This window comes from Pantoea sp. T14, assembly GCF_036663535.1.
GTDB lineage: Bacteria > Pseudomonadota > Gammaproteobacteria > Enterobacterales > Enterobacteriaceae > Pantoea > Pantoea phytostimulans.
Window position 1 is genome coordinate 151,487 of sequence record NZ_JAWUEB010000015.1, and the last position, 26,562, is coordinate 178,048.

At 52.0% G+C, this 26,562-nt stretch carries 29 protein-coding genes; 10 read left to right on the forward strand and 19 right to left on the reverse strand.

From position 1 onward, the window contains the following. Positions 1-23: 23 nt before the first annotated feature. The 7 genes from SC127_RS06625 to pmbA form a co-directional block, all read right to left on the reverse strand. Positions 24-665, reverse strand: a complete 642-nt coding sequence (locus SC127_RS06625) for a DUF4310 family protein (protein WP_215845505.1) — start codon at positions 663-665, stop codon at positions 24-26. A gap of 1 nt (position 666) precedes the next feature. Next, entirely contained in the window at positions 667-1,443 is a 777-nt protein-coding gene (locus SC127_RS06630) for a DUF4311 domain-containing protein (protein ID WP_243078857.1), read from the reverse strand. Positions 1,444-1,586: 143 nt separating this feature from the next. After that, positions 1,587-1,886 (reverse strand): DUF4312 family protein, encoded by a 300-nt coding sequence (locus SC127_RS06635; protein ID WP_215845504.1) that lies wholly within the window; start codon positions 1,884-1,886, stop codon positions 1,587-1,589. 2 nt (positions 1,887-1,888) lie between these two features. After that, positions 1,889-2,245, reverse strand: coding sequence for an SFCGS family glycine-rich protein (locus SC127_RS06640; protein WP_031376389.1), 357 nt, complete (start codon positions 2,243-2,245; stop codon positions 1,889-1,891). A gap of 93 nt (positions 2,246-2,338) precedes the next feature. Then, positions 2,339-2,671, reverse strand: a complete 333-nt coding sequence (locus SC127_RS06645; protein WP_243078856.1) for a glycine dehydrogenase — start codon at positions 2,669-2,671, stop codon at positions 2,339-2,341. A gap of 294 nt (positions 2,672-2,965) precedes the next feature. After that, positions 2,966-3,352: a cytochrome b562 gene (gene cybC, locus SC127_RS06650; RefSeq protein ID WP_215845503.1), complete on the reverse strand. Its 387-nt coding sequence runs from the start codon at positions 3,350-3,352 to the stop codon at positions 2,966-2,968. 66 nt (positions 3,353-3,418) lie between these two features. After that, positions 3,419-4,759 carry a metalloprotease PmbA gene (gene pmbA, locus SC127_RS06655; protein ID WP_215845502.1) on the reverse strand — a complete coding sequence of 447 codons (1,341 nt, stop codon included), beginning with the start codon at positions 4,757-4,759 and terminating at the stop codon, positions 3,419-3,421. 115 nt (positions 4,760-4,874) lie between these two features. On the opposite strand from pmbA, the gene yjgA reads away from it, so the two are divergent. Continuing rightward, complete coding sequence (yjgA, locus tag SC127_RS06660; protein WP_215845501.1) at positions 4,875-5,417, forward strand: ribosome biogenesis factor YjgA; 543 nt, start codon at positions 4,875-4,877, stop codon at positions 5,415-5,417. Between the two features lie 52 nt (positions 5,418-5,469). Here the strand turns inward: yjgA and mpl are convergent, their stop codons facing one another. Beyond that, the gene (gene mpl, locus SC127_RS06665; protein ID WP_215845500.1) at positions 5,470-6,825 is read right to left on the reverse strand and encodes a UDP-N-acetylmuramate:L-alanyl-gamma-D-glutamyl-meso-diaminopimelate ligase; all 1,356 of its coding nucleotides are present in this window, start codon (positions 6,823-6,825) and stop codon (positions 5,470-5,472) included. A gap of 168 nt (positions 6,826-6,993) precedes the next feature. Between mpl and fbp the strand changes: the two genes are divergently transcribed. Next, positions 6,994-8,001, forward strand: coding sequence for a class 1 fructose-bisphosphatase (gene fbp, locus SC127_RS06670; protein WP_215845499.1), 1,008 nt, complete (start codon positions 6,994-6,996; stop codon positions 7,999-8,001). 35 nt (positions 8,002-8,036) lie between these two features. Here the strand turns inward: fbp and SC127_RS06675 are convergent, their stop codons facing one another. After that, positions 8,037-9,596, reverse strand: coding sequence for a methyl-accepting chemotaxis protein (locus SC127_RS06675; protein WP_243078854.1), 1,560 nt, complete (start codon positions 9,594-9,596; stop codon positions 8,037-8,039). Between the two features lie 175 nt (positions 9,597-9,771). Here SC127_RS06675 and SC127_RS06680 point away from each other — a divergent pair, with 175 nt between their 5' ends. The 3 genes from SC127_RS06680 to ppa all read left to right on the forward strand — a co-directional run bounded on the left by SC127_RS06680 (position 9,772) and on the right by ppa (position 11,334). Further along, entirely contained in the window at positions 9,772-10,182 is a 411-nt protein-coding gene (locus tag SC127_RS06680) for a lysozyme inhibitor LprI family protein (protein WP_332625836.1), read from the forward strand. A 71-nt stretch (positions 10,183-10,253) separates the two neighbouring features. Then, positions 10,254-10,703 carry a DUF441 domain-containing protein gene (locus SC127_RS06685; RefSeq protein ID WP_215845496.1) on the forward strand — a complete coding sequence of 150 codons (450 nt, stop codon included), beginning with the start codon at positions 10,254-10,256 and terminating at the stop codon, positions 10,701-10,703. A gap of 100 nt (positions 10,704-10,803) precedes the next feature. Beyond that, a complete protein-coding gene (gene ppa, locus SC127_RS06690; protein ID WP_215845495.1) occupies positions 10,804-11,334 on the forward strand; it encodes an inorganic diphosphatase in 531 nt (176 codons plus the stop codon). Between the two features lie 51 nt (positions 11,335-11,385). Here ppa and SC127_RS06695 read toward each other — a convergent pair whose 3' ends face one another. Genes SC127_RS06695 through tamA form a run of 3 tightly spaced genes read right to left on the reverse strand, consistent with a single transcriptional unit; the run spans position 11,386 to position 17,248 of the window. Next, positions 11,386-11,739 carry a gamma-glutamylcyclotransferase family protein gene (locus tag SC127_RS06695; RefSeq protein WP_215845494.1) on the reverse strand — a complete coding sequence of 118 codons (354 nt, stop codon included), beginning with the start codon at positions 11,737-11,739 and terminating at the stop codon, positions 11,386-11,388. A 2-nt stretch (positions 11,740-11,741) separates the two neighbouring features. After that, a complete protein-coding gene (gene tamB / locus SC127_RS06700; protein ID WP_332625837.1) occupies positions 11,742-15,512 on the reverse strand; it encodes an autotransporter assembly complex protein TamB in 3,771 nt (1,256 codons plus the stop codon). Further along, positions 15,509-17,248: an autotransporter assembly complex protein TamA gene (tamA, locus tag SC127_RS06705; RefSeq protein WP_436976278.1), complete on the reverse strand. Its 1,740-nt coding sequence runs from the start codon at positions 17,246-17,248 to the stop codon at positions 15,509-15,511. Before tamA ends, tamB begins: the two co-directional genes overlap by 4 nt. A gap of 494 nt (positions 17,249-17,742) precedes the next feature. On the opposite strand from tamA, the gene SC127_RS06710 reads away from it, so the two are divergent. Next, complete coding sequence (locus tag SC127_RS06710) at positions 17,743-19,065, forward strand: hemolysin family protein (protein ID WP_243078852.1); 1,323 nt, start codon at positions 17,743-17,745, stop codon at positions 19,063-19,065. 62 nt (positions 19,066-19,127) lie between these two features. On the opposite strand, the gene SC127_RS06715 is transcribed toward SC127_RS06710, so the two are convergent. After that, positions 19,128-19,334 (reverse strand): DUF1107 domain-containing protein, encoded by a 207-nt coding sequence (locus tag SC127_RS06715; protein WP_215845493.1) that lies wholly within the window; start codon positions 19,332-19,334, stop codon positions 19,128-19,130. A gap of 315 nt (positions 19,335-19,649) precedes the next feature. Here SC127_RS06715 and SC127_RS06720 point away from each other — a divergent pair, with 315 nt between their 5' ends. Next, entirely contained in the window at positions 19,650-20,207 is a 558-nt protein-coding gene (locus tag SC127_RS06720) for a YtfJ family protein (protein WP_243078851.1), read from the forward strand. 41 nt (positions 20,208-20,248) lie between these two features. Here the strand turns inward: SC127_RS06720 and cysQ are convergent, their stop codons facing one another. Further along, a complete protein-coding gene (gene cysQ, locus SC127_RS06725; protein WP_332625838.1) occupies positions 20,249-20,992 on the reverse strand; it encodes a 3'(2'),5'-bisphosphate nucleotidase CysQ in 744 nt (247 codons plus the stop codon). Positions 20,993-21,285: 293 nt separating this feature from the next. Here cysQ and SC127_RS06730 point away from each other — a divergent pair, with 293 nt between their 5' ends. Next, positions 21,286-23,235 (forward strand): bifunctional 2',3'-cyclic-nucleotide 2'-phosphodiesterase/3'-nucleotidase, encoded by a 1,950-nt coding sequence (locus SC127_RS06730; protein ID WP_332625839.1) that lies wholly within the window; start codon positions 21,286-21,288, stop codon positions 23,233-23,235. Positions 23,236-23,270: 35 nt separating this feature from the next. Here SC127_RS06730 and fklB read toward each other — a convergent pair whose 3' ends face one another. After that, entirely contained in the window at positions 23,271-23,891 is a 621-nt protein-coding gene (fklB, locus tag SC127_RS06735; protein ID WP_243078849.1) for an FKBP-type peptidyl-prolyl cis-trans isomerase, read from the reverse strand. A gap of 96 nt (positions 23,892-23,987) precedes the next feature. Here fklB and SC127_RS06740 point away from each other — a divergent pair, with 96 nt between their 5' ends. Both SC127_RS06740 and SC127_RS06745 read left to right on the forward strand, forming a co-directional pair. Then, a complete protein-coding gene (locus SC127_RS06740; RefSeq protein ID WP_332625840.1) occupies positions 23,988-24,371 on the forward strand; it encodes a hypothetical protein in 384 nt (127 codons plus the stop codon). Next, positions 24,340-24,888: a LysM-like peptidoglycan-binding domain-containing protein gene (locus SC127_RS06745; RefSeq protein ID WP_243078847.1), complete on the forward strand. Its 549-nt coding sequence runs from the start codon at positions 24,340-24,342 to the stop codon at positions 24,886-24,888. The genes SC127_RS06740 and SC127_RS06745 overlap by 32 nt, the downstream gene beginning before the upstream one ends. Before the next feature lie 48 nt (positions 24,889-24,936). On the opposite strand, the gene rplI is transcribed toward SC127_RS06745, so the two are convergent. Genes rplI through rpsF form a run of 4 tightly spaced genes read right to left on the reverse strand, consistent with a single transcriptional unit; the run spans position 24,937 to position 26,377 of the window. Further along, the gene (gene rplI, locus SC127_RS06750; protein ID WP_215845488.1) at positions 24,937-25,386 is read right to left on the reverse strand and encodes a 50S ribosomal protein L9; all 450 of its coding nucleotides are present in this window, start codon (positions 25,384-25,386) and stop codon (positions 24,937-24,939) included. Positions 25,387-25,425: 39 nt separating this feature from the next. After that, positions 25,426-25,653, reverse strand: coding sequence for a 30S ribosomal protein S18 (rpsR, locus tag SC127_RS06755; protein WP_000135199.1), 228 nt, complete (start codon positions 25,651-25,653; stop codon positions 25,426-25,428). Between the two features lie 4 nt (positions 25,654-25,657). Then, complete coding sequence (priB, locus tag SC127_RS06760; RefSeq protein ID WP_215845487.1) at positions 25,658-25,975, reverse strand: primosomal replication protein N; 318 nt, start codon at positions 25,973-25,975, stop codon at positions 25,658-25,660. A gap of 6 nt (positions 25,976-25,981) precedes the next feature. Then, entirely contained in the window at positions 25,982-26,377 is a 396-nt protein-coding gene (gene rpsF / locus SC127_RS06765; RefSeq protein WP_215845486.1) for a 30S ribosomal protein S6, read from the reverse strand. Positions 26,378-26,562: the final 185 nt, after the last annotated feature.

Here is a 26,562-nt window from a genome sequence, read left to right on the forward strand (position 1 = left end):
CCCCTGACGAGCCGCCTGATGCATCAAAGCGCAATCGGGAAAATGGCACCCAAAATCATCGCGCCGAGAATCGCGCCACCGGTAATCGGTTTGTTCCAGAGATAGAACAGCAACGCGCCCAGCAGCGAACCCAATCCAATAGGAATCGACGCCGCCATGGCAGAAAGAATGATTAAAGGGCCGAGAAAGCGGCCAGAAGCGTTACCGGCACCCATCATCACGTCCGCACCGTAAGTAGAGTCGCTTTGATTGATGGTGAATTTACGTGCCAGAATGATCAGGTAGCCGATCGCCAGGCCAATCACCAAACCGGTTACCAGCGAAGCTGCAAAATTCGCCACTGGAAACACAATGCCCGCCCCCAGCAACAGCGCCGGAACGCCGAGGCCAACGCCGGTTTGAATCGCACCACCGATGTCGAGAATGCCCACCAGCGAACCTTCAATAATGCGAGCGAACAAGAAGCTGGCACCAAACGCCGCCACCGCGCCGTAGACGCCGGTTTCCATGCCGGCACGCAGCATCGAGACAAACGCCACTTCGTTGAACGCACCGATCCCGTAAAGGTAATACATGTGCGTACCGGCGAAGACGCCAGAAGAGAGCAGACCGACAAAAATCGGGAAGGACCAATCGGCGTACCAGAAACTTTTATTTTCGTTCATCTTATTTGCCACTCATGGAGTTGTGAATGGAATCGAGCCAGCCCGGAATGCCTAACTGGAAAGATTGCAGCAGCTTCATGTCGAAGCCACGGAAGAAGCCGCTGAGCACGAACAGCAGAACGATGACAAACATCATGACTTTGGTAACTTTGTTCCAGCCGCTCTCTTCTACCCCTTTACCAATCAGAATACCCAGCACCAACCCCGGTACAGCATTGCCCATGATCAGCTGCGCCAGGCCGCCAAAAATCGTGGCCCAAAAGCCCGATTTCTTGCCCGCATCGATGGCTGCCAGCCAGAAGATCACCGGCATCACGGTGTTCACCAGCAGATTGGCTGCAGGTACTAATACTTTTACCGCCGTGACCTGCAATGCCGCGGGCACCGCCGATGCGGTTGAGTTAAGAAAGGCCACCACGATCATGCCGATAATGCCGCAGGCGATAGCCATTTTTTTCGGATCGTGCAGCGTTTCTGCCACGTTGCGATTCTTCACCATCAACGCTGCCGCGCCCCAGTTTGGAATGATGCGATGATCAACATCTTGCGTGAAGGAACCCGCCGCAACGGAAGAAGCCCAGGCGTTAAAGAAAAAACCGAGACCAAAGGAGAAGTGGGAAGCGGGATCGCCCTCACACGAGTTCAACTCGCCTAAGGTACGAAAAGCGCCCATGCCCTGCGTAGTGGGCGCATGGAACATACGTGCCGCACCCGCGCCAACGCCTACCCCCACTAATCCACCAATGATCAACGACTTAAACAAAATGATTAAAAACATATTTTTTTTACCTTTGTTGTCGTCACTTACCCAAATACTCTGCGTTACTTAAAGGCGGCCAGCCTGAACCTCCACGCGTTGACTCAATAAAGGAGTGGGACGCGAAGCTAACACCTCTGCAACCTGGAATTTGACGGGTAAATTTAGGGAGCCGCCGTGAACGCAACCTGTTCGGTATCGATCACGGTAACGCTGACGGTAATCTCCAGTTCAACGCTGTAGCTCCGCCGTTGGCGCGCCAAAAAGAAAAACAGGAATTTTTCGTTTTTAACGCTTTCCTGCGCACGTAAAACCCGCACATCTTCGGGCTCAATGCGCAACAGAATCTTTTGCGTCGCGCGCAGAACCTGGTTCTGCACGTGACTCAGCGCATCGGCGAATGCTTTCGCTTTGGTCTCGCCTTTACCCTGCACCGTCACCTGAGTAACGTATTGTTCTTTCATGGTTAGCTGCCGTATTTCTTGTTCCACGCCTGCACTAAGCGCTCGCCTAACTCTTCTTTGTCCATGAAGCCAAAACCTAAAACGGTTGCACCTTCATTAATGGCGGTAACGCCTTCGTCAATCGAACGCATGCCGTGCTTCGCTTTGTAGCCATATTTGTTCTGTGCGGTGATGGCACCTGCGCCGCCGCTGCCACAGAAGGAGATGCCAAAATCAGCGTTTTCCGCTTTCATGACGTCGCCTAACTTCATATCTGCCGCAACACCAGGAACAACCACCGCCCGGCCACCGGCTTTCTCAATGCCTGCCGCCACTTTCTGACCTTTACCTAAACGATCGCCAATCACTACAGTTACCATGTTGTGTTCCTCGGGTTATGTCTGCCTGGGCCGGATGTTTCTGCCCGTAACGTTTTCTTCGAGTCTTCACCGTCTTTGGTGAAGCCAGGTGAATTAATGGGTGCGTGCCACTTCGATATGAACGGACAGTAACCACGCCTCTTCGCGCGGCAAATTGCCAAACAGATCCACCACCTGCTGCGACAGTTGCATGGTTTCTGGAGAGATATCCTCAAACAAGTCAGCTTCAACCTCTGGCAGCGGCTCGCCGGTTAACGAGCGCGATGCCATCGCACGTACGTGAGAAACCAGCATTTGCTGCTGAACCGCATTGGGTTGAATACCGTGTTGCGCATAGATCACAGCGATCTGCTGCAGTACTTTGTCTGCCAGCTGCTGGACTTCCTCCGGGGGTGCGTCTTGCACCTGGACGCCGTTTTTACTCACCTTGCTACTCCTGTTGAAACCGGATAATTCGCGTTGAAAATAAATTACGTGGAAGCAGGCAAGCTTTGGAGACGCATCTTTTTCAGATGGAAGTGGAAATCGACGTGAGCACAGTGCGCCAGATCGCAGGCTGCATGTTTAGTGTGATAAAGGTCGCGTTATGCGTGATGTGCTGAAAGGAAGCGATGATTATGCGTAAGTCATGCAGGTGAATTCGATTGGCAACCTGTTGAAGCGTGAGGAAATAAGCAAAAGTTATGACAAAAAAAGCCGGTCAGATGACCGGCACAGGAATTAGCGAAACTTCTTATGGTTAGCCGTGCGAATATCGTCCAGCTTTTTTGCTTCCGTTTTGGCGCCATCAATATTGTTTGATTTTGCCAGCTCGTTCACCACGTCGATCTGAGCAATTAGCGAATCCAGACCCGCGTGGAAATCTTTGATCTGTGCACTGTCAGCCGGTTGGCCTTCCAGTTTTTCTGGCGTTGATTTCTTCGCATCCTGCGCCGCCGAACGCATTTCACTTAACGCTTTTTGCATCTCCTGCGCATCGTCAGTTTTCTTGACGATTTTAAGATTGGCATTCAGCGTGTCCATATCGTGTTCCAACTCAGCCGCGTAGAGGCTGGCGCTGGAGAAGAGCAGAGAGAGAGACAACATTGCAATCACATGCTTACGCATCGTTTTTTCCTTTTTATTGTGGTCAAAAAAAAGCAGCCAATTGGCTGCTTTCAGGAATCGATGTCTTTATTGCCCGGCAATTTTCATCTCAGGCAGTAATACCGAGCCGCACTGAATATTGCTGCGGGTTTCGATATCGTTACCGACAGTGACCATGTTGCGCCACATATCCTTGAGATTACCGGCGATGGTGATTTCGCTTACCGGATACTGAATCTCACCATTTTCCACCCAGAACCCTGCGGCACCGCGTGAGTAATCGCCGGTAATGGCGCTAACGCCTTGCCCCATCAGCTCGGTTACCACTAAGCCAGTACCCATTTGCTTCAGTAAATCGTCAAAGCTATGGCCCTGTCCGGCGATGCGCCAGTTATGAATGCCGCCCGCGTGACCGGTGCTGGTTAAACCTAACTTACGTGCGGAATAGCTGGTCATCAGCCAGGTTTGCAGCACACCCTCTTTGATGATGTCACGCGCCTGGGTGCGCACGCCTTCGCTGTCGAACGGCGTAGAAGCCAGCCCTTTCAGCAGATGCGGCTGCTCATGAATGGTGAGCCATTCAGGCAGGATTTGCTGACCCAGTGAATCCAACAGGAAAGTGGATTTACGGTAAACGCTGCTGCCGCTGATAGCGCCAACCAAATGACCGAACAAGCCGGTCGCGACTTCAGGGGCGAAGATCACCGGCGCTTTCATGGTAGAAAGTTTACGCGGTGCCAGACGCGACAGCGTACGCCGTGCGCATTCTGCACCGACCCATTCGGGGCTTTTCAGATCCTCGAAAGCGCGACCAATGGTGTAAGCGTAATCACGCTCCATGTTGCCATCCTGCTCAGCAATCACACAGCTGGAGAGCGAATGGCGGCTTGAGCAATAGCTTTGCAGCATGCCGTGGCTGTTGCCAAAAACTTTGATCCCGACGTGGCTGTTAAAGCTGCCACCTTCGGTATTGGTGATGCGCTTGTCCGCTTGTAAAGAGGCTTGTTCCGCCTGCGCGGCCAGCTCAATAGCGCGATCGGCATCGATCTCCCACGGATGGTAAAGATCGAGATCCGGTGCGTCATAGGCCAGTAGATCGGCATCAGCCGGACCGGCAAAGGGATCGGGGGACGTGTAACGCGCAATATCAATCGCTGCCTGCACAGTACGCTTGATAGCGTCTGGGCTGAGGTCAGTCGATGAAGCGCTACCTTTACGATTTTGATGATAAACGGTGATGCCAAGCGCGCCGTCGCTGTTGAATTCGACATTTTCCACTTCACCGTAGCGCGTGCTGACACCGATGCCGGTCGTTTTACTTACCGCCACTTCTGCGCTGTCAGTACTTGCTTTAGCCAGTTCGAGCGCCTGTGCAATCGCCTGTTCCAACACTTTACGCTGTTCTGCAACTTGAGTAGATACGTTCATCGACCTGCCGTCTAATCTTATGGTTGAATAATTTGAGTCTATCAGAGTCAGAGAACAATTTCGCAGTCACCCGATAAACTGGTAGGATTAGCCTCTTTTTTTTGGGAGCCCAGAAATGACCAAACAGCCCGATGAGTGGCTCGACGATGTGCCAGATAATCAGGAAGAAGAAGATGAAGAGATTATTTGGGTCAGTAAGAGCGAAATTAAACGCGATGCTGAAGAGCTAAAACGCCTGGGTGCCGAACTGGTCGATCTGGGCAAAAATGCCCTCGATAAGATTCCGTTGGATGAGCGTTTGCGTGCCGAGATCGAACTGGCGGGGCGAATTAAGAAAGAAGGTCGCCGCCGTCAATTGCAGTTAATCGGTAAGATCATGCGCAGCATGGACGTAGAACCGATCCGCCAGGCGCTGGATAAGCTGAAGAACCGCCACAATCAGCAGGTTGCGCTGTTCCATAAGCTGGAAGCGCTGCGTGACCGTATGATCGAACAAGGCGATGACGCAATGACAGATGTGATTGCGCTCTATCCCCATGCTGATCGTCAGCAGCTGCGCAGCATGATCCGTAATGCGCAGAAAGAGAAAGCCGCTAACAAGCCGCCTAAATCCGCACGACTGATTTTCCAGTACTTGCGTGAGTTAGCTGAAGGTTAAAAAAATGGCGGGTTAATAAACCCGCCATTTTTCTTTTTATTGAGCTACGACGCTATTTTTGTAACCTATCCAGCAGTTTCTGATGTATCCCACCAAATCCGCCGTTACTCATCACCAGAATCGAATCACCGGGTTGTGCAGCTTTTGCCACCATTTCCACCAGCGTATCAATATCTGCCGTGCAGTGTGCCGGTTGCATGCAGGCTTCTGCGACATCTGAGACTTGCCACGGAATGTGATGCGGCTGGAACAAGAAGACTTCATCGGCGCGTGCCAGCGAAGGGGCTAACTCGTTTTTATTCACGCCCATTTTCATGGTATTGGAACGCGGCTCCAGCACCGCCAGAATGCGTGCCGTACCACCGACTTTACTGCGCAGCGCGGCAAGCGTTGCCAGAATAGCCGTCGGGTGGTGAGCAAAATCGTCGTACACTTTGATGCCATTAACATCACCGCGCAGCTCAAGGCGACGGCGGGCATTGATAAAGCTGTCCAGCGCCTGGCCCGCATCTTCTGGCCTTACACCGACATGACGGGCGGCAGCGATCGCCATTAAACCATTATGCATATTGTGTTCGCCAACCAGCGCCCAGTTCACCTCACCTACTTTTGCGCCATCGAGATAGATTTCCCAGTGTGACGCATCAGGTTTCAGCTTTTTCGCCTGCCAATGACCATTATCGCCAACGCTCTCTTGCTCGCTCCAGCAACCCATCGCCATCACCTGCTTCAGGTTATTATCGTGTTCTGGCAGCAGGATCTTGCCCTGGCCCGGCACGATGCGGATCAGATGATGAAACTGCTTCTGGATCGCTTTCAGATCGTCAAAGATATCGGCGTGATCGAATTCGAGGTTATTCAGGATCAAGGTGCGTGGGCAGTAATGAACAAACTTGGAACGCTTGTCGAAAAACGCGCAATCGTACTCATCCGCTTCAATCACGAAGAATGGACTTTTTCCTAATTTTGCCGACACATCGAAGTTGCCCGGTACGCCACCGATAATGAAGCCCGGTTCGAGGCCGCAAGACTCAAGAATCCACGCTGCCATGCCGGCTGTGGTGGTTTTCCCATGGGTTCCGGCGACAGCCAGCACCCAACGATCGCGCAAGACAAAATCATGCAACCATTGCGGGCCGGAGAGGTAAGGAATGTTACGTTCCAGTACCGCTTCCACACAAGGATTGCCGCGCGTCATCGCATTGCCGATGATCACCAGGTCCGGTGCCGGATCGAGCTGGGCGACATCGTAACCTTCTGTTAATTCAATGCCTTGCTGCTCAAGCAGCGTGCTCATTGGTGGATAAACGTTGGCGTCTGATCCCGTCACCTGATGACCCAACGAACGCCCCAGCATCGCCAATCCGCCCATAAAAGTGCCACAAATCCCAAGGATGTGAATGCGCATATCAAAGTCCATTACCTAAAAGTTCGGCGCACAGTGTAACGCCGGTCGCAGACGGAAGAAACGGATTAGGACTATGGTTTTTAAAGTTCAATCGGCTAAACTGCGTACGCATACGTTGGTGGTTTGTTACGCATGCTGCCACTCCATCGAAGATTCAGGGAATGTGTTATGAAAACGTTAGGCGAATTTATCGTCGAGAAGCAACACGACTTTCCGCACGCCACAGGCGAACTGACCGCATTGATTTCAGCGATCAAGCTTGGGGCCAAAATCATCCACCGCGACATTAACAAAGCCGGCTTAGTGGATATTCTGGGCGCAAGTGGTGTTGAAAATGTTCAGGGTGAACAGCAGATGAAACTGGATCTGTTCGCCAACGAAAAACTGAAAGCAGCATTGAAAGCACGTGGCATTGTTGCTGGTATCGCGTCTGAAGAAGAAGACGAATTCGTTATTTTTGAAGGTGAAGAGAACGGTAAGTATGTGGTGTTGATGGATCCACTGGATGGCTCTTCCAACATCGACGTTAACGTTTCTGTTGGCACCATCTTCTCGATTTATCGCCGCGTGAGCGAGCCCGGCACGCCCGTTGTCGAAGCTGACTTCATGCAGCCAGGAAACAAGCAGGTTGCTGCGGGTTACGTGGTTTACGGCTCATCCACCATGATGGTTTACACCACCGGTTGTGGCGTGCATGCGTTTACTTACGATCCGTCGCTCGGCGTGTTCTGCCTGAGCCACGAACGCATGACCTACCCAGAAAAGGGTTACACCTATTCTATCAACGAAGGGAATTACATTCGTTTCCCACAGGGTGTGAAAAAGTATCTTAAATTCTGTCAGGAAGAAGATATTGAGACCAAGCGCCCTTATACCTCACGCTATATCGGCTCGCTGGTGGCGGATTTCCACCGTAACCTGCTGAAAGGTGGCATCTACCTTTACCCGAGCACGGCCAGTCATACCAAAGGTAAGCTGCGTTTACTGTACGAATGCAACCCAATGGCGTTTCTCGCGGAGCAAGCAGGCGGTAAAGCCAGCGATGGTCAAAACCGTATTCTGGACATTCCTCCTGTCACGCTGCACCAGCGTTGCCCGTTCTACTGTGGCAATGAAGCGATGGTCAATGATGTGGAGCGCTTCCTGCGCGAATTCCCAGATTGCCGTCAAGGTTAATCATGAAGGGCGCGATGATCGCGCCCTTTTTTGTATCAGGCTTCCTGCAATCGAAATTGCGCCATCGTTGCCTGTAGATGTTCAGATTGTGCCTCAAGCGATTGCGTTGCCGCCGTTGCCTGCTCCACCAGCGCCGCATTCTGTTGCGCCACTTCATCCATTTGCGTCACCGCCTGATTAACCTGCTCGATACCGCGACTCTGCTCTTCAGATGCCAGCGAAATCTCTTTCATCAATGCTGTCACGCGCATCACTTCGCCCGAAATCTCATCCATGGTTTCGCCCGCTTTGGTCGCCATATCGCTGCCTTCTTTAACGCGCGTCTGCGAATCACTGATCAAGGTACGAATTTCTTTCGCCGCATTAGCACTACGTTGTGCTAGCGTGCGCACCTCATTGGCAACGACGGCAAAGCCTCGTCCTTGTTCGCCCGCACGTGCGGCTTCTACAGCCGCATTCAGCGCCAGGATATTGGTCTGGAAGGCGATGCCATCAATCACGCTAAGAATGTCACCAATGCGATGGGCACTTTCAGTGATTTCACTCATCTTCTCCATCACATAACTCACCACTTCCGCGCCGCGATCGGCGGTATCAGAAACGCTCTTGGCCAATTGGTTCGCTTGCTGCGCATTGGTAGCGTTGAGGCGCACAGTGGCGGTTAACTGTTCCATACTGGCGGCGGTTTGCTCCAGCGAGGCTGCAGATTCCTCAGTACGCTGCGAGAGATGAACATTGCCTGCCGCCAGCTCCCGGCTGCCAACGTCAATTTGCATGCTGGCTTCACGCACCTGATTTACAGAGGTACGTAACGCTTGCTGCATCTCGGCCAGTGCATTATTCAGACGCCCTAATTCGTTGTTACCCGCCAGCGGCAAGGTGTGCGACAAATCGCCAACCGCCACTTGCTCCAGATGCAAGATGGCGCTGTTCAGCGGCTGCAACAACATGCGGCGCAACAGCTGCCAGGCCAACACCAATAGCAGCAGCGAGAGCGCCACCGCGACGGCGATCAGCACTTTCATCTTGGTTTCGTTATAGGCCGCCTGCTCCAGCTGCGCAGCGGTGACGCCATTGGCGTATTGCCCAAAATCTGCCACCGCTTTGCTGTATTTGTCCGCCAGCGTAGGGAGATCGCCTTCCAGCAGCTGGTAATATTCGTCATTGTACTGTTTATCCAGCGCGCTCATCATCGGTGTGATGCCCTGCTCCAGATAGGCTTTGTAGCTCGAGACCACCGCATCAGCCAGTTTTTTGCCGTGCTCAGTAACAGTGCCTGCATCAATAAACTGTTTTAGACTTTTTTGCGAATCGATGACATCGGCTTGCGCCTGTTTCGTCACGACTGCGCCCTCGTCCAGCAAACCAATTTCAATTTTTCGCACGGCCAGCGCCGCTAAAGTGCGGGCGCGCATCAGCTCAGCATTGCTCTGGTAAAGATTGTTCAATTCGATGCCCTGAATGCGATTGATTACATCCAGCGATCGGTTCCCTTTGTTGATTGCCACAATTCCCATAAAACTCACCGCCAACAGCAGCAGTGTCATAAACGCCAGCATAGCCAGCAACCCGGTGCGTAGTGATAACTGTTTCATCTCGATAGATTCCATGTGTGTAGTAAAGGCAAAAAAAATCCAAAAGCCCTAAAACGGGAAAGGTATCGGCTATTACGTGGCGAAACTTTAACCTTGATAGATGGTCAGCTGCTTGACCATCACGGATACATCAATCAAGCTGAACTCTGCCTCATCATTTAGAAAGAGAATGACAATGAAAAAATGGCTTCCTTTGGCGCTGACTCTCGTTAGCAGCAGCGCGATGGCGCAGAAATCCGCGATTGACGATACGCTGGATCACTGCATGGAAGGCGCATCCACAACCTCAGCAATGACGCAATGCTACGGCGATGCAAATCAAGCCTGGGACAAAGAGTTGAATAATCAGTATGGGAAACTGATGAAAAAATTGAGTGGTGAGCCTAAAGCCAAATTACGTGCTGCACAGCGTAATTGGCTAACTTATCGCGACAGTTGGCTGGACGCCGGTCGCAGCCGTTATCGCGATCAGGGCACCTTGGGCACGGTGTCGCTCAGCGCGCAAAGCGTCAGTGTGGTGCGTAATCAGGCGATGCTGCTGCAATCAATGAATAATGGGAGTTGCGCCAACCCTGATGATTGTTGATAAATGGACGCGGTAAAATCGCGTATGTGCTGACATGGGTTGGCACACTCATCCATTTTCAGGGAGAAAACATGGCTGCTTATGCCTCGACTTTTATTTTAATCTGCCTTGCCGTCCTCAGTTATTTCGTCCACAACAGCGCCGTGACGATTTCCATTCTGATTTTACTGGTGATCAAAATTACGCCCCTGGCACAATTTTTCCCCTATGTGGAAAAACAGGGCATCACGTTGGGCATTATTATTCTTACCGTTGCTGTGATGGCCCCGCTGGCCAGCGGTTCACTGCCCGCCTCAAGCCTGATTAAATCTTTTGCTAACTGGCAATCACTTGTGGCGATTGTGGTGGGCATTTTTGTTGCCTGGCTCGGTGGACGTGGCGTGAGTTTAATGAGTCTGAACCCTACCATTATTGGCGGATTGCTCATTGGCACAGTGATTGGCGTAGCCTTCTTTCGCGGCGTACCGGTCGGACCACTGATAGCTGCGGGCATTGTCTCGCTGTTTGTCACGCAGAAGTAGCGTTGAGGCGCATTCCGAAACGCCAAAAAGGGGGCATACTTTCAGAGTCAGTTGGCTATAATAGCCGACACTCAACATACGACTACTGAAGGAATGCCCGATGAGTTTGAACCAGGTGCCAGCAGGTAAAGACCTGCCAGAAGATATCTACGTAATCATTGAGATCCCGGCCAATGCCGATCCGATCAAATATGAAGTTGATAAAGAGTCTGGTGCCCTGTTTGTAGACCGCTTTATGTCTACCGCCATGTTCTATCCGTGCAACTACGGCTACATCAACCACACCTTATCTTTGGATGGTGATCCGGTTGACGTGCTGGTACCGACCCAATATCCACTGGTACCAGGCTCCGTAATCCGCTGCCGTCCAGTTGGCGTGCTGAAAATGACCGACGAGTCTGGCGAAGATGCCAAACTGGTTGCGGTTCCGCACACCAAACTCTCTAAAGAGTACGATCACATCAAAGATGTGAACGACCTGCCAGAACTGCTGCGCGCACAGATCACCCACTTCTTTGAACACTACAAAGATTTGGAGAAAGGCAAATGGGTGAAAGTTGACGGCTGGGATAACGCCGAAGCTGCGAAAGCAGAAATCATTGCCTCTTATGAGCGCGCTCAGAAGAAATAATTCTGTTGCCGAGCCATAAAAAAACACCGTCCAACTGGACGGTGTTTTTGTTTAGGCTTCTGGTTCCTCATCGCGCTTTAGCCAGTCGCCGCTGGTGATACGCTGGCGTCCAGCCACCGAGCGTTGATAAACATAAAGCCATGCACTGCCAAACGGCGTCTGCATGAGATGACGTTTGTACTCTCCACCCTTGGTACGTAGCGCATCCAGCTCGCCAAGAGTGGAAGCATCGATGCGGTACACTTCGCAGTGTACCGTTCCATTGCCCTGGATGACGCCGGGATAATGACCAAGACTGTAGAGCTCGAAGCCCTCAATCGGGTAATCACCCAGCCATTGCGCGTTCGTCATCCAATGACTGTTTCCCTGTTTGCGCCTTAAACTGCCGTAAACAATTATTCGCATTGCTAAAACTCAAACTGATAGAGCAAATCGAGAGCCTGGTCCACGCCGGACACGGCTTCCAGATAGAGTTTGGGCATCAGGCGGTAACGCAAGGTTAACGTCGCCAGTGAATCAAAAATGCCAACACCGTATTTTACTTGTAGACCCGGCAGCACATAACCGCTGACCTGCACCTGCTGGCTGTCGCCAACACCTGCGGTATCAAGGGCAAGGTTGCTGACACCGAATGTCTCGCCGATTTTACCCACAACCTGCCCACTTTGTGCAACCCCTAAGCCAACCAATGCTGAAGTCAGTGCATTACTGTCACCATCACTGTTGAGTCCCTGACCGCGTAAAAGGTAAGAAAGCGCTTCCTGCTGGGACATCGCCGGATCAGCAAAGACCTCGACTTTCGGCTCATCCGCCAGACCAGTAACACGCAGGCCCGCCGTGACATCATCCTCTGTGGCTTCCGGGTTACGAATGGCTTCAAGGTTGACGTAAGGTTGATCGGGTGGTCCGGCAAACTGCAACTCACCTTTACGCACAATCAGATCCTGACCATACGCATGGAAACGACCAGAAGGAATATTGATTTGTCCGTTTAATCCCAATCCTGACTTATCCTGCACCAGTTTCAGATCGCCGTTCAGTTTCGCTTTCAAGCCAAAAGCAGAAAGCCGCACATCGTTGCCGACGTTAATAACCAGATTACTGTTGATCGGAATCGAGGCGGTTTTCGGCTGAATAGGTTTGAGGTTTTCATCCAGCATCACTGCATCGGATGAAACGCCGGTCGCACTTTCAGGTACTTCTTGCACCGTGATACGCGCCCAAGGAATATCAACACGTCCATCCAGACTGAAAGCAGCAGGTGTGGCTTCGAATACCAGATCCGGTGAGACATCCATGCGCACCATTGGCGGCACGGTAACGCGTATGCGGCTACCTTGCGCGGCGACTCGGGCGCGCCAGTTATCCAGCTGGCTCCAGTCAGCATTACCATTCAGGTTGATGTTACCCTGCGCGGTTTGGATCAACCCATTGAGCGTTGAACTCATGCCATTGAACACCAGGTTTAGGTTCGCCGCAGTGAGATCAACGGGCATGAAGCTGCCATCAACATCGACATCCTGCAGGCCAAGCTGACCAAACACCTGCGGCTGCCGCACGCTGCCGCCAAGGCGCAAACTGCTGTTGAGCTTGCCTTTGATCTGCTCGCCCTGCATCAGGGCCGGATTGATCATCGCCAACGAAATATTGCGAATGTTGACGTTACCGCCCAGCGTACGGCGATTTTCAGGATCGTTGATTTGGACGTTGCCATCGAGCTGACCGTTATTCGCGATGCGAATCAGCCAGTCGAGCTGCGCGCGACCGTTGCGCAGTGCGGCATTTAGATTAAGCGTATCGAAGGCAATGGGCAGCGTGTTGCCCTGCACATCCTGCTCAACTTTGACGCCATTACCCTTCAATGCCACTGTGCCGGTTGGCAAGCTACCGTCAGCACTCCAGTTTACGCGCGCATCACCGCTGAACACGCCGTTGAGTTTGGTCGCATCGGGCATAAACGGTTTGATCATGGCCAGATCAAAGCGATTAAGCACCACATGCGCTTTTCCGCTCGGGCCCGCTTCAATCGGCTCCGGCACGCACAACTGCGCATTGGGGTTCTGCCAGCAATGCGCGCCAATAGTGGCGGTTTGTTTGGCGTTGAGATAATCGATCGCCATCGCCCGTGTCAGTCGCCATTCGCCTACTGGCGTGTCGAAGTGCGTGTTGTTCAGTGAGCCTTTCCAACGCTGCTGCTGGCGATCAAAGCTGCCGCTCAACGCCAGCTGACCGGAAACCGGTTTACCCTGAACGTCGAGTTTGAGCTGATGCTGCTTTTCGTTACCGTCGGCGTTCAGCGTCAACAGGTTAATACTCAAGGCATCCTGCTTAAGCTGTTCTACGCGTAATTGCAGCTTGCCAGCGATTTGATCGCTGGAACGCACGTCACCATTCAGCGTAACGCGGTTGATTTGCAACTGTTGCCAACGCAAACCGGTGGCATTGAGGTCGGCCAATACCTGTGGCGCCTGCAATGTTCCGCGTGCTTTAAGGGTGCCTTTCACCACGCCGCCTAAGCCCGGCAAGGCATTATTGAGCTGTGGCGCATCAATGGTTGCGTCGAGGTTTACCGTATCGCCTAGCGCACCTTTTACGTCTAAATGGTTGCGGCCTAATGCCAGCTTGATACCGGGCACCGTCCATTGATTGTAGCTGTTGCCGCTCAGTGAGCCGTCTGCGGTTACTGCGTTTTGCTTCACGTTTCCTTTCAACTGCAACTGCGGCACGCTGACTTGCCAGGTTCCGCCATACAGGCTGCCGCGCGTAGCGATCTTGCCATCCAGCTTCGCCGGCCAATCGGGATACTGTTTTGCAGTATCAATTCCTGACAAGGTCAATTCGCTGCGCCAGCTGATCGCTTTGCTCCAATCCACCAGCGCGGTGAGATCGACATTGCCTTGCAGCGCGGCGACACGCAATTTATCCAGACTAAACTGCTGCACGTTGCCTTTGCCGTCGAGCGAGATCGTTGCTGGTGGCACCGCTTCGCCTTTCACTGCGGTACGCAGCGACATCACGTAATCAGTGGCTTTGCCTTTGAATTGATAATCAAGATTGTCAGCCTGATACAACACCGGACCGGTTAACGGCCAACGCAACTGTGGGCTGGTAAGTTTCAGCGACAGCGGTAAACCCGCTACCGCTGGTTGCGTGGTCGCATCAAGTTGCGCACGCACCGGGCCGGATAAATTCAGCGCTAACGTCAATTCATCACGCATCGCCCCGTTTAGCTTCAATACGATGTTTTCGCCTTTAAGCGGAGCCACGTTTGCCGTGCCGTTGAGCGAGAAATCCACCGGCCAGTTATCCGCTAACGTAGCCTGACCGCTGCCGTTGAGCTGCCCCAGATTAGAATCAACCTCCAGCGTGTGCAGCTGCATCTGGCGATCGGTGGTTTTCGCTTTTACCAGCAGGCGTTTAACGGAAATATCGGTGTCGCCAGTAATGCGCAGCTGTTCGCCCAGGATCGCCTGCACATCAATATCCAGCGGCAGCTGAAAATCGGGTAGCTCTGGCAGTAGCGGTTTGGCAAACATCGCCTGCAGCGTTTCACCCAGCGGTTTCTCATCTGGCTGCGGTTGCTGAACTTTGGGCTGAATCACCTGCTCATTAGCCACCTTCGCCGCTTTTGGTAAGGCGATCAGCAGACTTTGAATATGGGTTGGACTCAACGTTAACGCTCGATCCTGCCACTGCAAGCCGGTGGTGAAATCCATCAGCGAAATCGCTGTATCATCCACTTTGACATTGACGTTGTGCAGGCCAAGATGGCGCAAGGTGATCGGATAAGGCGTGCTGAGATTGGTGCTACCGCCCTCTTCTTCTGGCGGTGGCGCGCTGGATGGCGTCATTTTTTTGCTGTCGACCACCACGCTAATATCTTTGAGCGTGACGTCATTAACGCACACCGACGAGTGCAGCAGGCAATTTAAATCCACCGCTAAATGGATATTGCCAGCATCAACGCTGACGCCGGGCATTTCATAACGCAGACCGTTAATCGACAGATTACGCCAGCCGCCTTCGACCTGTTTGATCGACAAGCCCGGCACCCAGCGTGATGCGCCATTTAGCACCAGATGTAAACCTGGTGTGGTGCCAATCAGAAATGCCACACCACCCACTAACAGCACCAGAAAGATCAGAATACCTATCAGGACCTTTTTCCACAGCTTCATAGTTCAGGCCCCAGTCCTACGTAAAATTGCAAACCATGTTCCTCGCGATCGCCAATCGGTCGGGCAATGTCGAACTTAATCGGCCCTACCGGCGATGACCAGCGCACGCCAACACCTGCGCCAGTTTTGAAATTACTCTGTTTGATGTCGTTAACGGCTTCACCAGAATCGACGAAGACCGCACCCCACCATTTTCCTGTCACGTTGTATTGATACTCCAGCGATCCTGTCGCCATTTTTGATGCGCCCGTTAGCTTGCCGTCATCATCACGCGGAGAGATATCTTTGTATTTGTAACCGCGAATACTGCGATCGCCCCCCGCAAAGAAACGCAGATCGGGCGGCACTTTTTCGAAATCGTTGGTTTCAATCCAGCCAACATTACCGCGTGCGACAAAGCGGTGATTATCGCCCAAGGTACGGATCCAGACGTTTTGTGCCTGAAGGATCAGGAAATCTACGTCTGAGCCCCAAGTTGTGTCAGAGACGTCCACGGAATAGCGCTGTGAATCGCCCCACGTTGGCATCAGGCCGCCACGCGAACGGGTGCGGTTCACGCTAACGCCCGGATAGAGCAACATTGTGGTGTTAGTTACGCTGCCTTGGGTAAAGTGATCGAGGCTCCAGCGCAGGTTAACCGCTCTTTGCCAACCGGAACTGCTGTCCCAGTTACGCGAAACGGCTAACGTTGATGTATCAGATTGCGTGTCGTTGAGATCGGTACGCTTCAACCCGCCCGAGAAGGTGTAATACTGCTCCAGCGGACTTTTCAGCAGGGGAACTTTATAGCTGAGATCGAGCTGCTGCTCCGGTGCAGACACATAGGCGCTGGCTACCAGGCTATGACCCCGATCGTTTATCCAGGGTTTTCTCCAGGTGCCTTTCAGACGGGGACCGACGTCAGTGGAATAGCCAACACCGGTTTCAATGGTATTTTCGGTACGTGGCGACACCACCGCGCTCAGCGGCAGCACTTTGGTTTTTCGGCCTTCATTAAATTCTGGCGCCACCACCACGGAATTAAACCAACCGGTTGCAGAAAGACGACGGTTGAGTTCGGCTAAATCACGTGAGCTGTAGTAATCGCCCTTTTTGAAGGGCACCAGATTGCGCAGGTATTCGTCACGGATTTGCGATTTTTCGAACGTCACGTCGCCAAAACGATAGCGCGGGCCGCTGTCGTAATCGATATCCCAAAAGGCTTCACGCCGTTCTACAGATATGCCGAGCTGGCTCTGTTTGAAATCACCGTCGAAGTAACCGTTACGAAGAGCAAGGTTGGAAAAACCGCTTTTGAATTTGTCATACTGGCCGTGATTCAGCTGGGTGCCGACTTTCGGGCGGCCTTGTTCAACCCAGGCTTTGTAATCGGCATCGTTTCTGGCATCGCCTTCAACCACAATGGTGCTGCCGCCGATTCTTACCGGCTCTCCCGGCTTCACATGGGCAATCAATACTGGGCGGCCGCCCTGTGCAGGTGCCGGACGTGATTCAAAATCGATATCGGGTTCATAATAACCCAGTGCACGCAGCCCTTCTTTTACCGCTTCCGAAACGCGCGCGCGGAAACGGCCATCATTTGAGACCTCATCGCTGCCAATGGTGGACAAGCGCGCTCTGACATTTTTTTGCAAATCCCCGGTTAACCCTTCTACCTGCAATCGTACTGTCGCAGCCCCAAGGGAAGGCGCGGCAAGCAGCAGGCTGGCCATACAATAAATATGAAATCGTGGCACGGGTACTCCTGTTAATCATGCCGGCCCCTTTTCCGCAGGGCACTCATTAATCTTCTTTGCCTGCTCTTACGGCAAGGCAACACCATCATCATAGCCACACTTTTTTGCTAACGGTGGCGTAAAGGCGACATCTAAGTCAAATCGCCGACTATTGTCGGTAAATGCCGGGATCGATACAACAACCGTGCGGCCGATCGGCTTGTTCAGGTGCCTCACTCAGATTAATCTTACGGTTCTGTTCCCGGTTTCGCCTGACACTTCCCGCTTATGCTGCTATTCGCCCTCTGGCGGCAACATTGTGGCTGCTGCTATAATCAGCCACCACAGGCATATCGCCTGTTTTCATTTCTGCCCCGACAGTGATTTTCTTTGTCGAATTGGCGCAGACATTTTTGGCACGGATAGCCCAGATCGATGAGTAAGTACATGAAGTACGATCTTACCTCGCGCTGCCCAGGCCAAAAATGACAAGTGGATAACCCTTTGGATCTCATATGTTAGATAGCTTGCTTGTCATTCTTTTGCTGATCGTAATCAGTGCTTTTTTCTCCCTCTCGGAAATCTCGCTGGCCGCCGCCCGCAAGATCAAACTGAAACTGCTCGCCGATGAAGGCAACATTAATGCACAACGTGTGTTAAAGATGCAGGAAACGCCCGGAATGTTCTTCACCGTAGTGCAAATTGGTCTGAATGCGGTGGCTATTCTCGGCGGTATCGTCGGTGACGCGGCTTTTTCTCCCGCTTTCAACAGTTTGTTTAGCCGTTTTGTTGCCCCGGATCTCGCCGAGCAGCTCAGCTTTATCTGCTCCTTCACCATTGTCACCAGTCTGTTTATTTTGTTCGCCGACCTGACGCCAAAACGCGTCGGCATGATTGCGCCGGAAGCCGTTGCCTTGCGTATCATCAACCCCATGCGCTTCTGTTTAATGATCCTGCGCCCGCTGGTGTTTTTATTTAACGGTTTGGCTAACGTCTTCTTTCGCATCTTCAAGCTACCGATGGTGCGCAAAGATGACATCACCTCTGATGATATTTATGCGGTAGTTGAAGCCGGTGCGCTGGCGGGCGTGTTGCGTAAGCAAGAACACGAACTGATTGAAAACGTGTTTGAACTGGAATCACGTACCGTTCCTTCTTCAATGACCTCACGCGAAAATATCGTCTGGTTTGATTTGAATGAAGAAGAGAACAGCCTGAAAACCAAAATCGCGGAACATCCACATTCTAAGTTTTTAGTCTGTAGCGGCGACATTGACCACATCGTTGGCTACGTCGACTCCAAAGAACTGCTGCTACGCGTGTTGGGCAACCAAAGCATGACGCTGAACAGCGGGCTGCAAATTCGTTCGGCGTTGATTGTGCCAGACACGCTGACGCTTTCGGAGGCGCTGGAAAGCTTCAAAACCGCTGGTGACGATTTTGCCGTGATCATGAATGAATACGCGTTAGTCGTCGGTATCATCACGTTAAACGACGTTATGACCACGCTGATGGGCGATTTGGTTGGCCAAGGCATGGAAGAGCAAATTGTGGCGCGTGATGAGAATTCATGGCTGGTTGAGGGTGGTACGCCAATTGATGATGTGATGCGTGTGCTGCATATCGACGATTTTCCACAGTCCGGTAACTACGAAACCATTGGCGGCTTCATGATGTTCATGCTGCGCAAAATCCCGAAACGTACCGATTTCGTGAAATTTGCTGGCTTCAAGTTTGAAGTGGTGGATATCGATAGCTATCGCATCGACCAGCTCTTAGTGACGCGGATAGAGGAACGTCCGCCGGTCTTAAACCTCACAAAAACCACTGAAGAGTAAAAATATTAAGGGCGCCGTTGGCGCCCTTTCTTTTGCATACTGCTTACTGCTATTTTTTTTGATTAGTTGAACTCAAGCTTCAGACGAACAACCTGACGGTTAATTTCTGACATTACGCTCAGATGCTGTTTGTCTTTGACGCGGGGAATCAACACTTTTCCCTTGTCGAACTCGAACGCGCCAACGTCCTTGATATACAACCTTCCTCGGAACAGCGTTTTTACGTATTTCGCTATTTGCAGCGGATTATAGCGCTGGAAGATCTTCATTCTGTCTAACTCCTAAATTTTTATAAACACGCTTCGCCGTTGCCAAAATCGGTACGAGCCCTTGAAGCGCAAATTGCGGATAAACTATAGAACACTGTGCGTTACTCGTGTTCCGAAAATTGAATTTATTTACTGAGTTGACACACCATTACAGAACACTCTGTTACTGCCGTGACACAACCCAGTATAAACCTTCAGTCGTTAAGGAATTGTGGCGTTGATAACAAACCTGACACTTTGCCGCGACAGCTGCATCATCACTGCCTACTATTGCAATAAAATGACTAACTGGTCTGATCACTTAAGGATGTGTTTATGCGGACAACATGGGCGGCGATATTTTTAACCCTGATAATGCCGGTTAGCGCACTTGCTCACGATATCAAACAGGGCGAGCGCGTTCCCGCAGTAGGCATTAACGACAAAGGCGAACTGCTTTGGCATCAAAATGAGTTTAGCTATAAAAGTTGGAACAGTGCACAGCTGATCGGCAAAGTACGCGTGATTCAGCATATTGCCGGCCGTTCATCAGCAAAGGAAAAGAATGCTGCGCTGGTAGAAGCGATCAAAGCCGCGAAATTTCCGCACGATCGTTATCAAACCACCACCATCGTCAATACCGATGACGCAATTCCGGGCACCGGCATGTTTGTGCGCAGCAGCATTCACAGCAACAAACAGCAGTATCCGTGGTCGCAGTTTATTATTGATAGTAAAGGTAATATTCAAAAAGCCTGGCAGCTTGAAGAAAGCAGTTCGGCGATTGTGGTCGTAGATAAGACGGGACAGGTTCGATTTGTAAAAGATGGAGCGCTCACGCAGCAAGAGTTGCGGCAGGTAATGATATTGCTGAAAACGTTATTAAAAGAATAAGCAGTGTTAATAAACGGGAGGAAAACCTCCCGTTTTGCCTATCAGAACAGGGACACACGGAAACCCGGATTGAGGAAAGATTCACGTGGCGCGTAATCCAGTGTTTTACCCTGCCAGTCGTGAACATGCGCACCCGCCGCCATCGCTACCGCGTGACCCGCTGCGGTATCCCAGATATTGGTTGGCCCAAAACGCGGGTAAAGCTGAGCTTTACCTTCTGCGACCAAACAGAATTTCAATGAAGAACCGGTAGCAACTGTTTGGTGCTCGCCCAGCTGTTTCAGGTATTGTTTCATCTCATCATCATCGCCATGTGAGCGACTGACCACCACCAGCGGCGGACGTGCATCCTGCGCCTGAATTTGCACATGCTGACCGCCCTCTTCTTTCCAGGCTTTACCTTCTACGGCGGAATACATCACGCCCAGCGCGGGCGCATATACCACCCCCATCACCGGCTTACCTTGTTCAATCAGTGCAATGTTGACGGTGAACTCGCCGTTGCGTTTGATAAACTCTTTGGTGCCATCCAGCGGATCGACCAGCCAGTAATGCTGCCAATGCTGGCGAACATCCCAACCTTGCGGATCTTCTTCTGATAATACCGGCACATCAGGAGAGAGCTGTTTTAAACCCTGAATAATGACGTTGTGTGCGGCGATGTCTGCCGCCGTCACAGGCGAGTCATCGGATTTGTGAGAAACGTCAAGCGGTGCCGCGCCATTATAAACGTGCATGATGGCATCGCCCGCTTCACGCGCCAGTTGGCAGATTTGCTCTAACATTTTTCACCTCGTTTTATGCGGCTGTTGCGCGTATGACTCAACGCCAGACCGATTACATGTCAACAGTTCCGCTATCTGCGCCGACTTTTCGGCATGCAGCGGAGCATTTCATAGATATATCAATATCATAGTTCATACAGCATCGCTATGCTTGCCACGTGGCGGCAAAATCTGAATTCTGCGAGCCGCCTTCCAAAGCCTGAAAGCGTTACATCCATCACGTTTTAAAATGACCATTGATCAAGCTTTTACATTATTTTGAGAGCTTCGATCTTTTGGGAGCAGGAGCCTACATGTTTAAGCCTGGCATAACGTTACTGGCGCTTGGAATTTCCAGCGCATTATCGGCAGCAACCGTGGATTTGCGCGTACTGGAAACCACCGATTTGCACAGTAATATGATGGACTTCGATTACTACAAAGATACGCCCACCGAGAAGTTTGGCTTGGTACGTACCGCATCGCTGATTCATGCTGCACGTCAGGAAGTTAAAAACAGCGTGCTGGTTGATAATGGCGATATTATTCAGGGCAGCCCGCTTGGCGATTACATGGCCGCGAAAGGGCTTAAAGCGGGCGAGATCCATCCCGTTTATCAAGCGCTCAATACGCTGGACTACAGCGTGGGTAACCTGGGTAATCACGAGTTCAACTACGGTTTGCCCTATTTGAAAAAAGCCCTTGCTGGTGCCCGCTTTCCTTACGTTAACGCCAATGTGATCGATAGTAAGAGCGGCAAGCCACTGTTTACGCCTTATCTGATCAAATCCACTGATGTCGTCGATCGCGATGGAAAACGGCAAACGGTGAAAATAGGTTATATCGGCTTTGTTCCGCCGCAAATCATGGTGTGGGATAAAGCGAATCTTCAAGGCAAAGTGCGGGTAGACGACATTACCGAAACGGCTCGTCGTTACATTCCTGAAATGCGTAAGCAAGGCGCGGAAGTGATTATTGCCATTCCGCATTCTGGCCTGAGCAGCGAGCCTTATCATGCCATGGCGGAAAACTCGGTTTACTATCTCAGCCAGGTCGAAGGCATAGACGCCATTCTGTTTGGGCACGCACATGCCGTATTCCCAGACAAAGATTTCGCCAACATTAAAGGCGCCGATATCGCTAACGGAACCCTGAACGGCATTCCTGCGGTGATGCCGGGCATGTGGGGCGATCATCTTGGTGTGGTCGATCTGGTGCTGAACAATGACGATGGGCGTTGGCAGGTGAGCAGCGGTAAAGCGCAGGCGCGTCCCATTTACGACATCGCGCAGAAAAAATCGCTGGTGGCTGAAGATCCGGCGCTGGTTAGCGTGCTGGCGGATGCGCACCGTGCTACACGAGAGTTTGTTGCCAAGCCGATCGGTAAATCAGCAGATGTGATGTACAGCTATTTGTCGTTGGTGCAGGACGATCCCACCGTGCAGATCGTTAACAATGCACAGCGCGCCTATGTAGAACATTTTATTCAGGGCGATCCTGACTTAGGACGTCTGCCGGTGCTTTCTGCTGCTGCACCGTTTAAAGCGGGTGGACGTAAAAACGATCCGGCAAGCTATGTTGAAGTTGAAAAAGGAGCGCTAACCTTCCGCAATGCCGCGGATTTGTATCTTTATCCCAACACGTTAGTGGTGATGAAGGTCAGCGGCGCGCAGGTGAAAGAGTGGTTGGAGTGCTCAGCTGGCCAGTTCAATCAAATTGATCCCGCCAGCGGCAAGCCACAATCACTGATCAACTGGGATTTCCGCACCTACAATTTTGATGTGATCGATGGCGTGGAGTATCAGATTGATGTGACGCAACCCGCGCGATATGACGCGGAGTGCCAGATGATTCACCCTGAGGCTTCGCGTATCAAGCAGCTTAGCTGGCAGGGCAAACCGGTTGATCCGAAGGCGACTTTCCTTGTAGCGACCAACAATTACCGTGCGTATGGCGGCAAATTTGCCGGAACCGGCGATAAGTACATCGCTTTTGCTTCACCGGATGAGAACCGTTCAGTGGTGGCGGCTTATATCAGCGCAGAGACCAAGAAGCATGGCGAGGTTAAGCCACAGGCCGATAACAATTGGCATTTGGCACCGATTGCTTCCACTGCGTCCGTCGATATTCGTTTTGAGACTGCGCCGGGAGAAAAAGCCAACGGCTTTATCAAACAGCATGCGCAATATCCGATGCAGCAGAAAGGCAGTGATGAGATTGGCTTTGCGATTTGGCAGGTGAATTTGCAGCAGCAGAAGAAGTAAAACAGAGAGGGCGGCATGATTGCCGCCCTTGGGTATTACAGGATTTCGAGCAGCTCGACTTCAAACACTAACGTGCTGAAAGGTGGGATGGATGCGCCCGCACCGCGCTCGCCGTAAGCGAGGTTGTGAGGAATAACCAGTTCCCATTTTGAGCCGACCGGCATCAGGGTCAATGCTTCAATCCAGCCTGCAATCACGCCGCTAACCGGGAATTCCGCTGGCTCGCCACGTGCGACTGAGCTGTCAAACACGGTGCCGTCAATCAGTTTACCGGTGTAGTGAACGCGTACGCGATCCTGACGAGATGGGATTGGGCCTTCACCTTGAGTGATTACGCTGAACTGCAGACCTGATTCGGTGCTGCTCACGCCTTCACGCTGTGCGTAGTCAGCCAGGAACGTCTGACCTTGTGCTGCCATTGCTTCAGTACGCTCACGACGTACGCCTTCCGCACGCTCATGCACTTCACGCAGCGCGCGATGTACCACATCTACCGGGACCGCCGGTGAATTCCCTTCCAGCGCGTCGCGCAGGCCCGCGAGCAGTGCTTCTGGTTGCAACCCTTGCAGACCAGATTCCAGCAACTGCTGGCCAACCTGTAAACCAATACCATAACTTGCTTGTGCTTCGACGCTGTCGAAAGAAGGGGTTGTCATCTTCGTTCCTTTCACTCTGGTAAAAAATTCGAGCGGGCAGCATAGCAGCGCAGGCCGCTGGCGTAAAATGCCCTGCATCGCGGATGACTTTTCGCGATGAAAGAGAAACAATACGCAGGTCAAATTTATCAATGCTGGCGGGCACTTCGCGTCCACATTGCCCATACTGTATCTCAGAACGTTCGAATTGCAGGAAAGCAGCAAGCAGAGAATATCCGGGAGCAAGCAGCCTGGGTATTCGATCCACTGCATATGCAAGTTGAAAAGATGAAAGGTATATCACAACAGACAAGGCTTCTCTTGTCTGTGGCACATAATGAAGAGAGAGAACATGGGCCAGATCGCCCCACGACGCCGCAGGACGCACGCACCGCGTATTTTATCCCGGCTGCAAACCTGGCTGCATCAACGCAAGCCACAGCAATCCGCCGGAGAGGAGGAACCACGAATGGCTTCAGACGCGTCATCCCGCTTACCTAACTGGCTGCATCGTATTTGGCACCTGACAGACACGATTCGCTGGATGGACCCACTACCTGCCCCGCATCGCCGTGGCATTGTTATTGCCCTGCTGCTGATGCTGCTGGCGTTTCTCTGGCCGAGCAGTACGCCAAAATATCCGGTGGAACGTCCTGTGACCTCATCCTCTGAGCAAGAGACGCCGATGCAGGCGGATATCTACGAAAACAAGGCAGCACCTTCACAGCAGCAAACTCCACCGAAAAGTGATTCACAAGGTGCGTGGCGCAGCTATACCGTGGCATCAGGCCAGACGCTAGCGCAGCTGTTTCGCGATAATAATTTGCCGGTGAATGATGTCTTTGCCATGGCGCGTGTCGAGGGCAACGATCAGCCGCTGAGCGCTCTACAAAGTGGACAACAAGTGAAGATAAGACAAGATGCGCAAGGCGCAGTGACAGGATTGACGGTTGAGAGTGCAAATGGCCCGGTGCTGTTTACGCGTCAGCCAGATGGCAGCTTTCTTCGCGCGCAATAAACAAAAACGCCGGCACAAGGCCGGCGTTTTGCGTTGCTGGGTAATAAATTACGCAGCCACTACTTTCACGATCAGTTTCGCGAATACATCGCTGTGAACCTGGAAGTCCACTTCGTGCTCACCGGTGGTGCGCAGAACGCCGTTCGGTAAACGAACTTCGCTCTTAGACACTTCAACGCCAGCTGCAGTTACTGCATCTGCAACGTCGCGGGTACCGATGGAACCGAACAGTTTACCTTCGTCGCCTGCTTTAGACGCGATGGTAACGGTGTCCAGTGCGTTGATTTTCTCAGCGCGTGCAGTCGCTGCAGACAGAACGTCAGCTTGTTTCGCTTCCAGTTCTGCGCGGCGTGCTTCGAAGAATTCAACGTTTTTCTTGGTAGCAGGGACAGCTTTGCCCTTAGGAACCAGGAAGTTACGAGCGTAGCCCGCTTTAACGTTAACCTGATCACCCAGGTTACCCAGGTTTGCTACTTTATCAAGCAGAATAACTTGCATTACCTTATCCTCTTAAAGTCGTTAATGGACAGTTGCCGATTACTGATGACGATCAGTGTACGGCAGCAGAGACAGGTAACGCGCGCGCTTGATAGCACGAGCCAGCTGACGCTGGTATTTAGCGCGAGTACCAGTGATACGGCTTGGGACAATCTTGCCGCTTTCAGTGATGTAGTTTTTCAGCGTTGCGATATCTTTATAATCGATCTCTTGAACGCCTTCCGCGGTGAAACGGCAGAACTTGCGACGACGGAAATAACGTGCCATTTGGCTAGTCTCCAGAATCTATCAATTCAATCTGCTCGGCATGTAACACCATTTTACTCTGGCCATTTCGCGCCTGATGGCAGCTAATGAAACCTTCGAGAATGAGTTGCGTGCCGACCGTTATATGTTGAGTAATCACCTGATGGGTGCTGCCGCTGATAATCACCGGCATCCGACACCAGGCTTGCCGGTGAAACCCGGCTTCCTCCTGCACTGAGTTGTGCTCAAGCACAAACTGACAATGCGGGATTCCTGACGGACTTATTTTTCGAACCGGTGTCTTGCACACGGTGCCAGACAAACGCAGTCGATTAGCCGTCACGATGGATTACTCTTCAGAATCCCCAGCATCTGAGTCATCAGCGGATTCGTTAGCAAAATCTTCGCGACGATCACGACGCTCATCTTTCGCTTTAACCATCGGTGATGCTTCAGTTACCGCGTTTTTAACGCGCATAACCATGCTACGGATAACGGCGTCGTTGAAGCGGAAGTTCGTTTCCAGCTCGTCGATCACTTCCTGCGGAGCTTCTACGTTCAGCAGAACGTAATGTGCTTTGTGCAGTTTGTTGATCGGGTAAGCCAGCTGACGGCGGCCCCAGTCTTCCAAACGGTGGATCGTGCCTTCTGCACCAGTGATAGCACCAGTGTAACGCTCGATCATGCCTGGAACCTGTTCGCTCTGGTCAGGATGGACCATAAATACGATTTCGTAATGACGCATCGAAATTGCTCCTTACGGATTATTCAGCCTCCTGTCTGGGTCAACCGCGGCCCGTGGAAGCAAGGAACGTTATAGACCGTGCCCCAATTTTCATGGGTCACAGCCTGAGAATGCGGCTGAAAAATTGACGCGTAATCATACTGATGTCCCCCACTAAACTCAAGAGCACATTTCAACAAATCGTA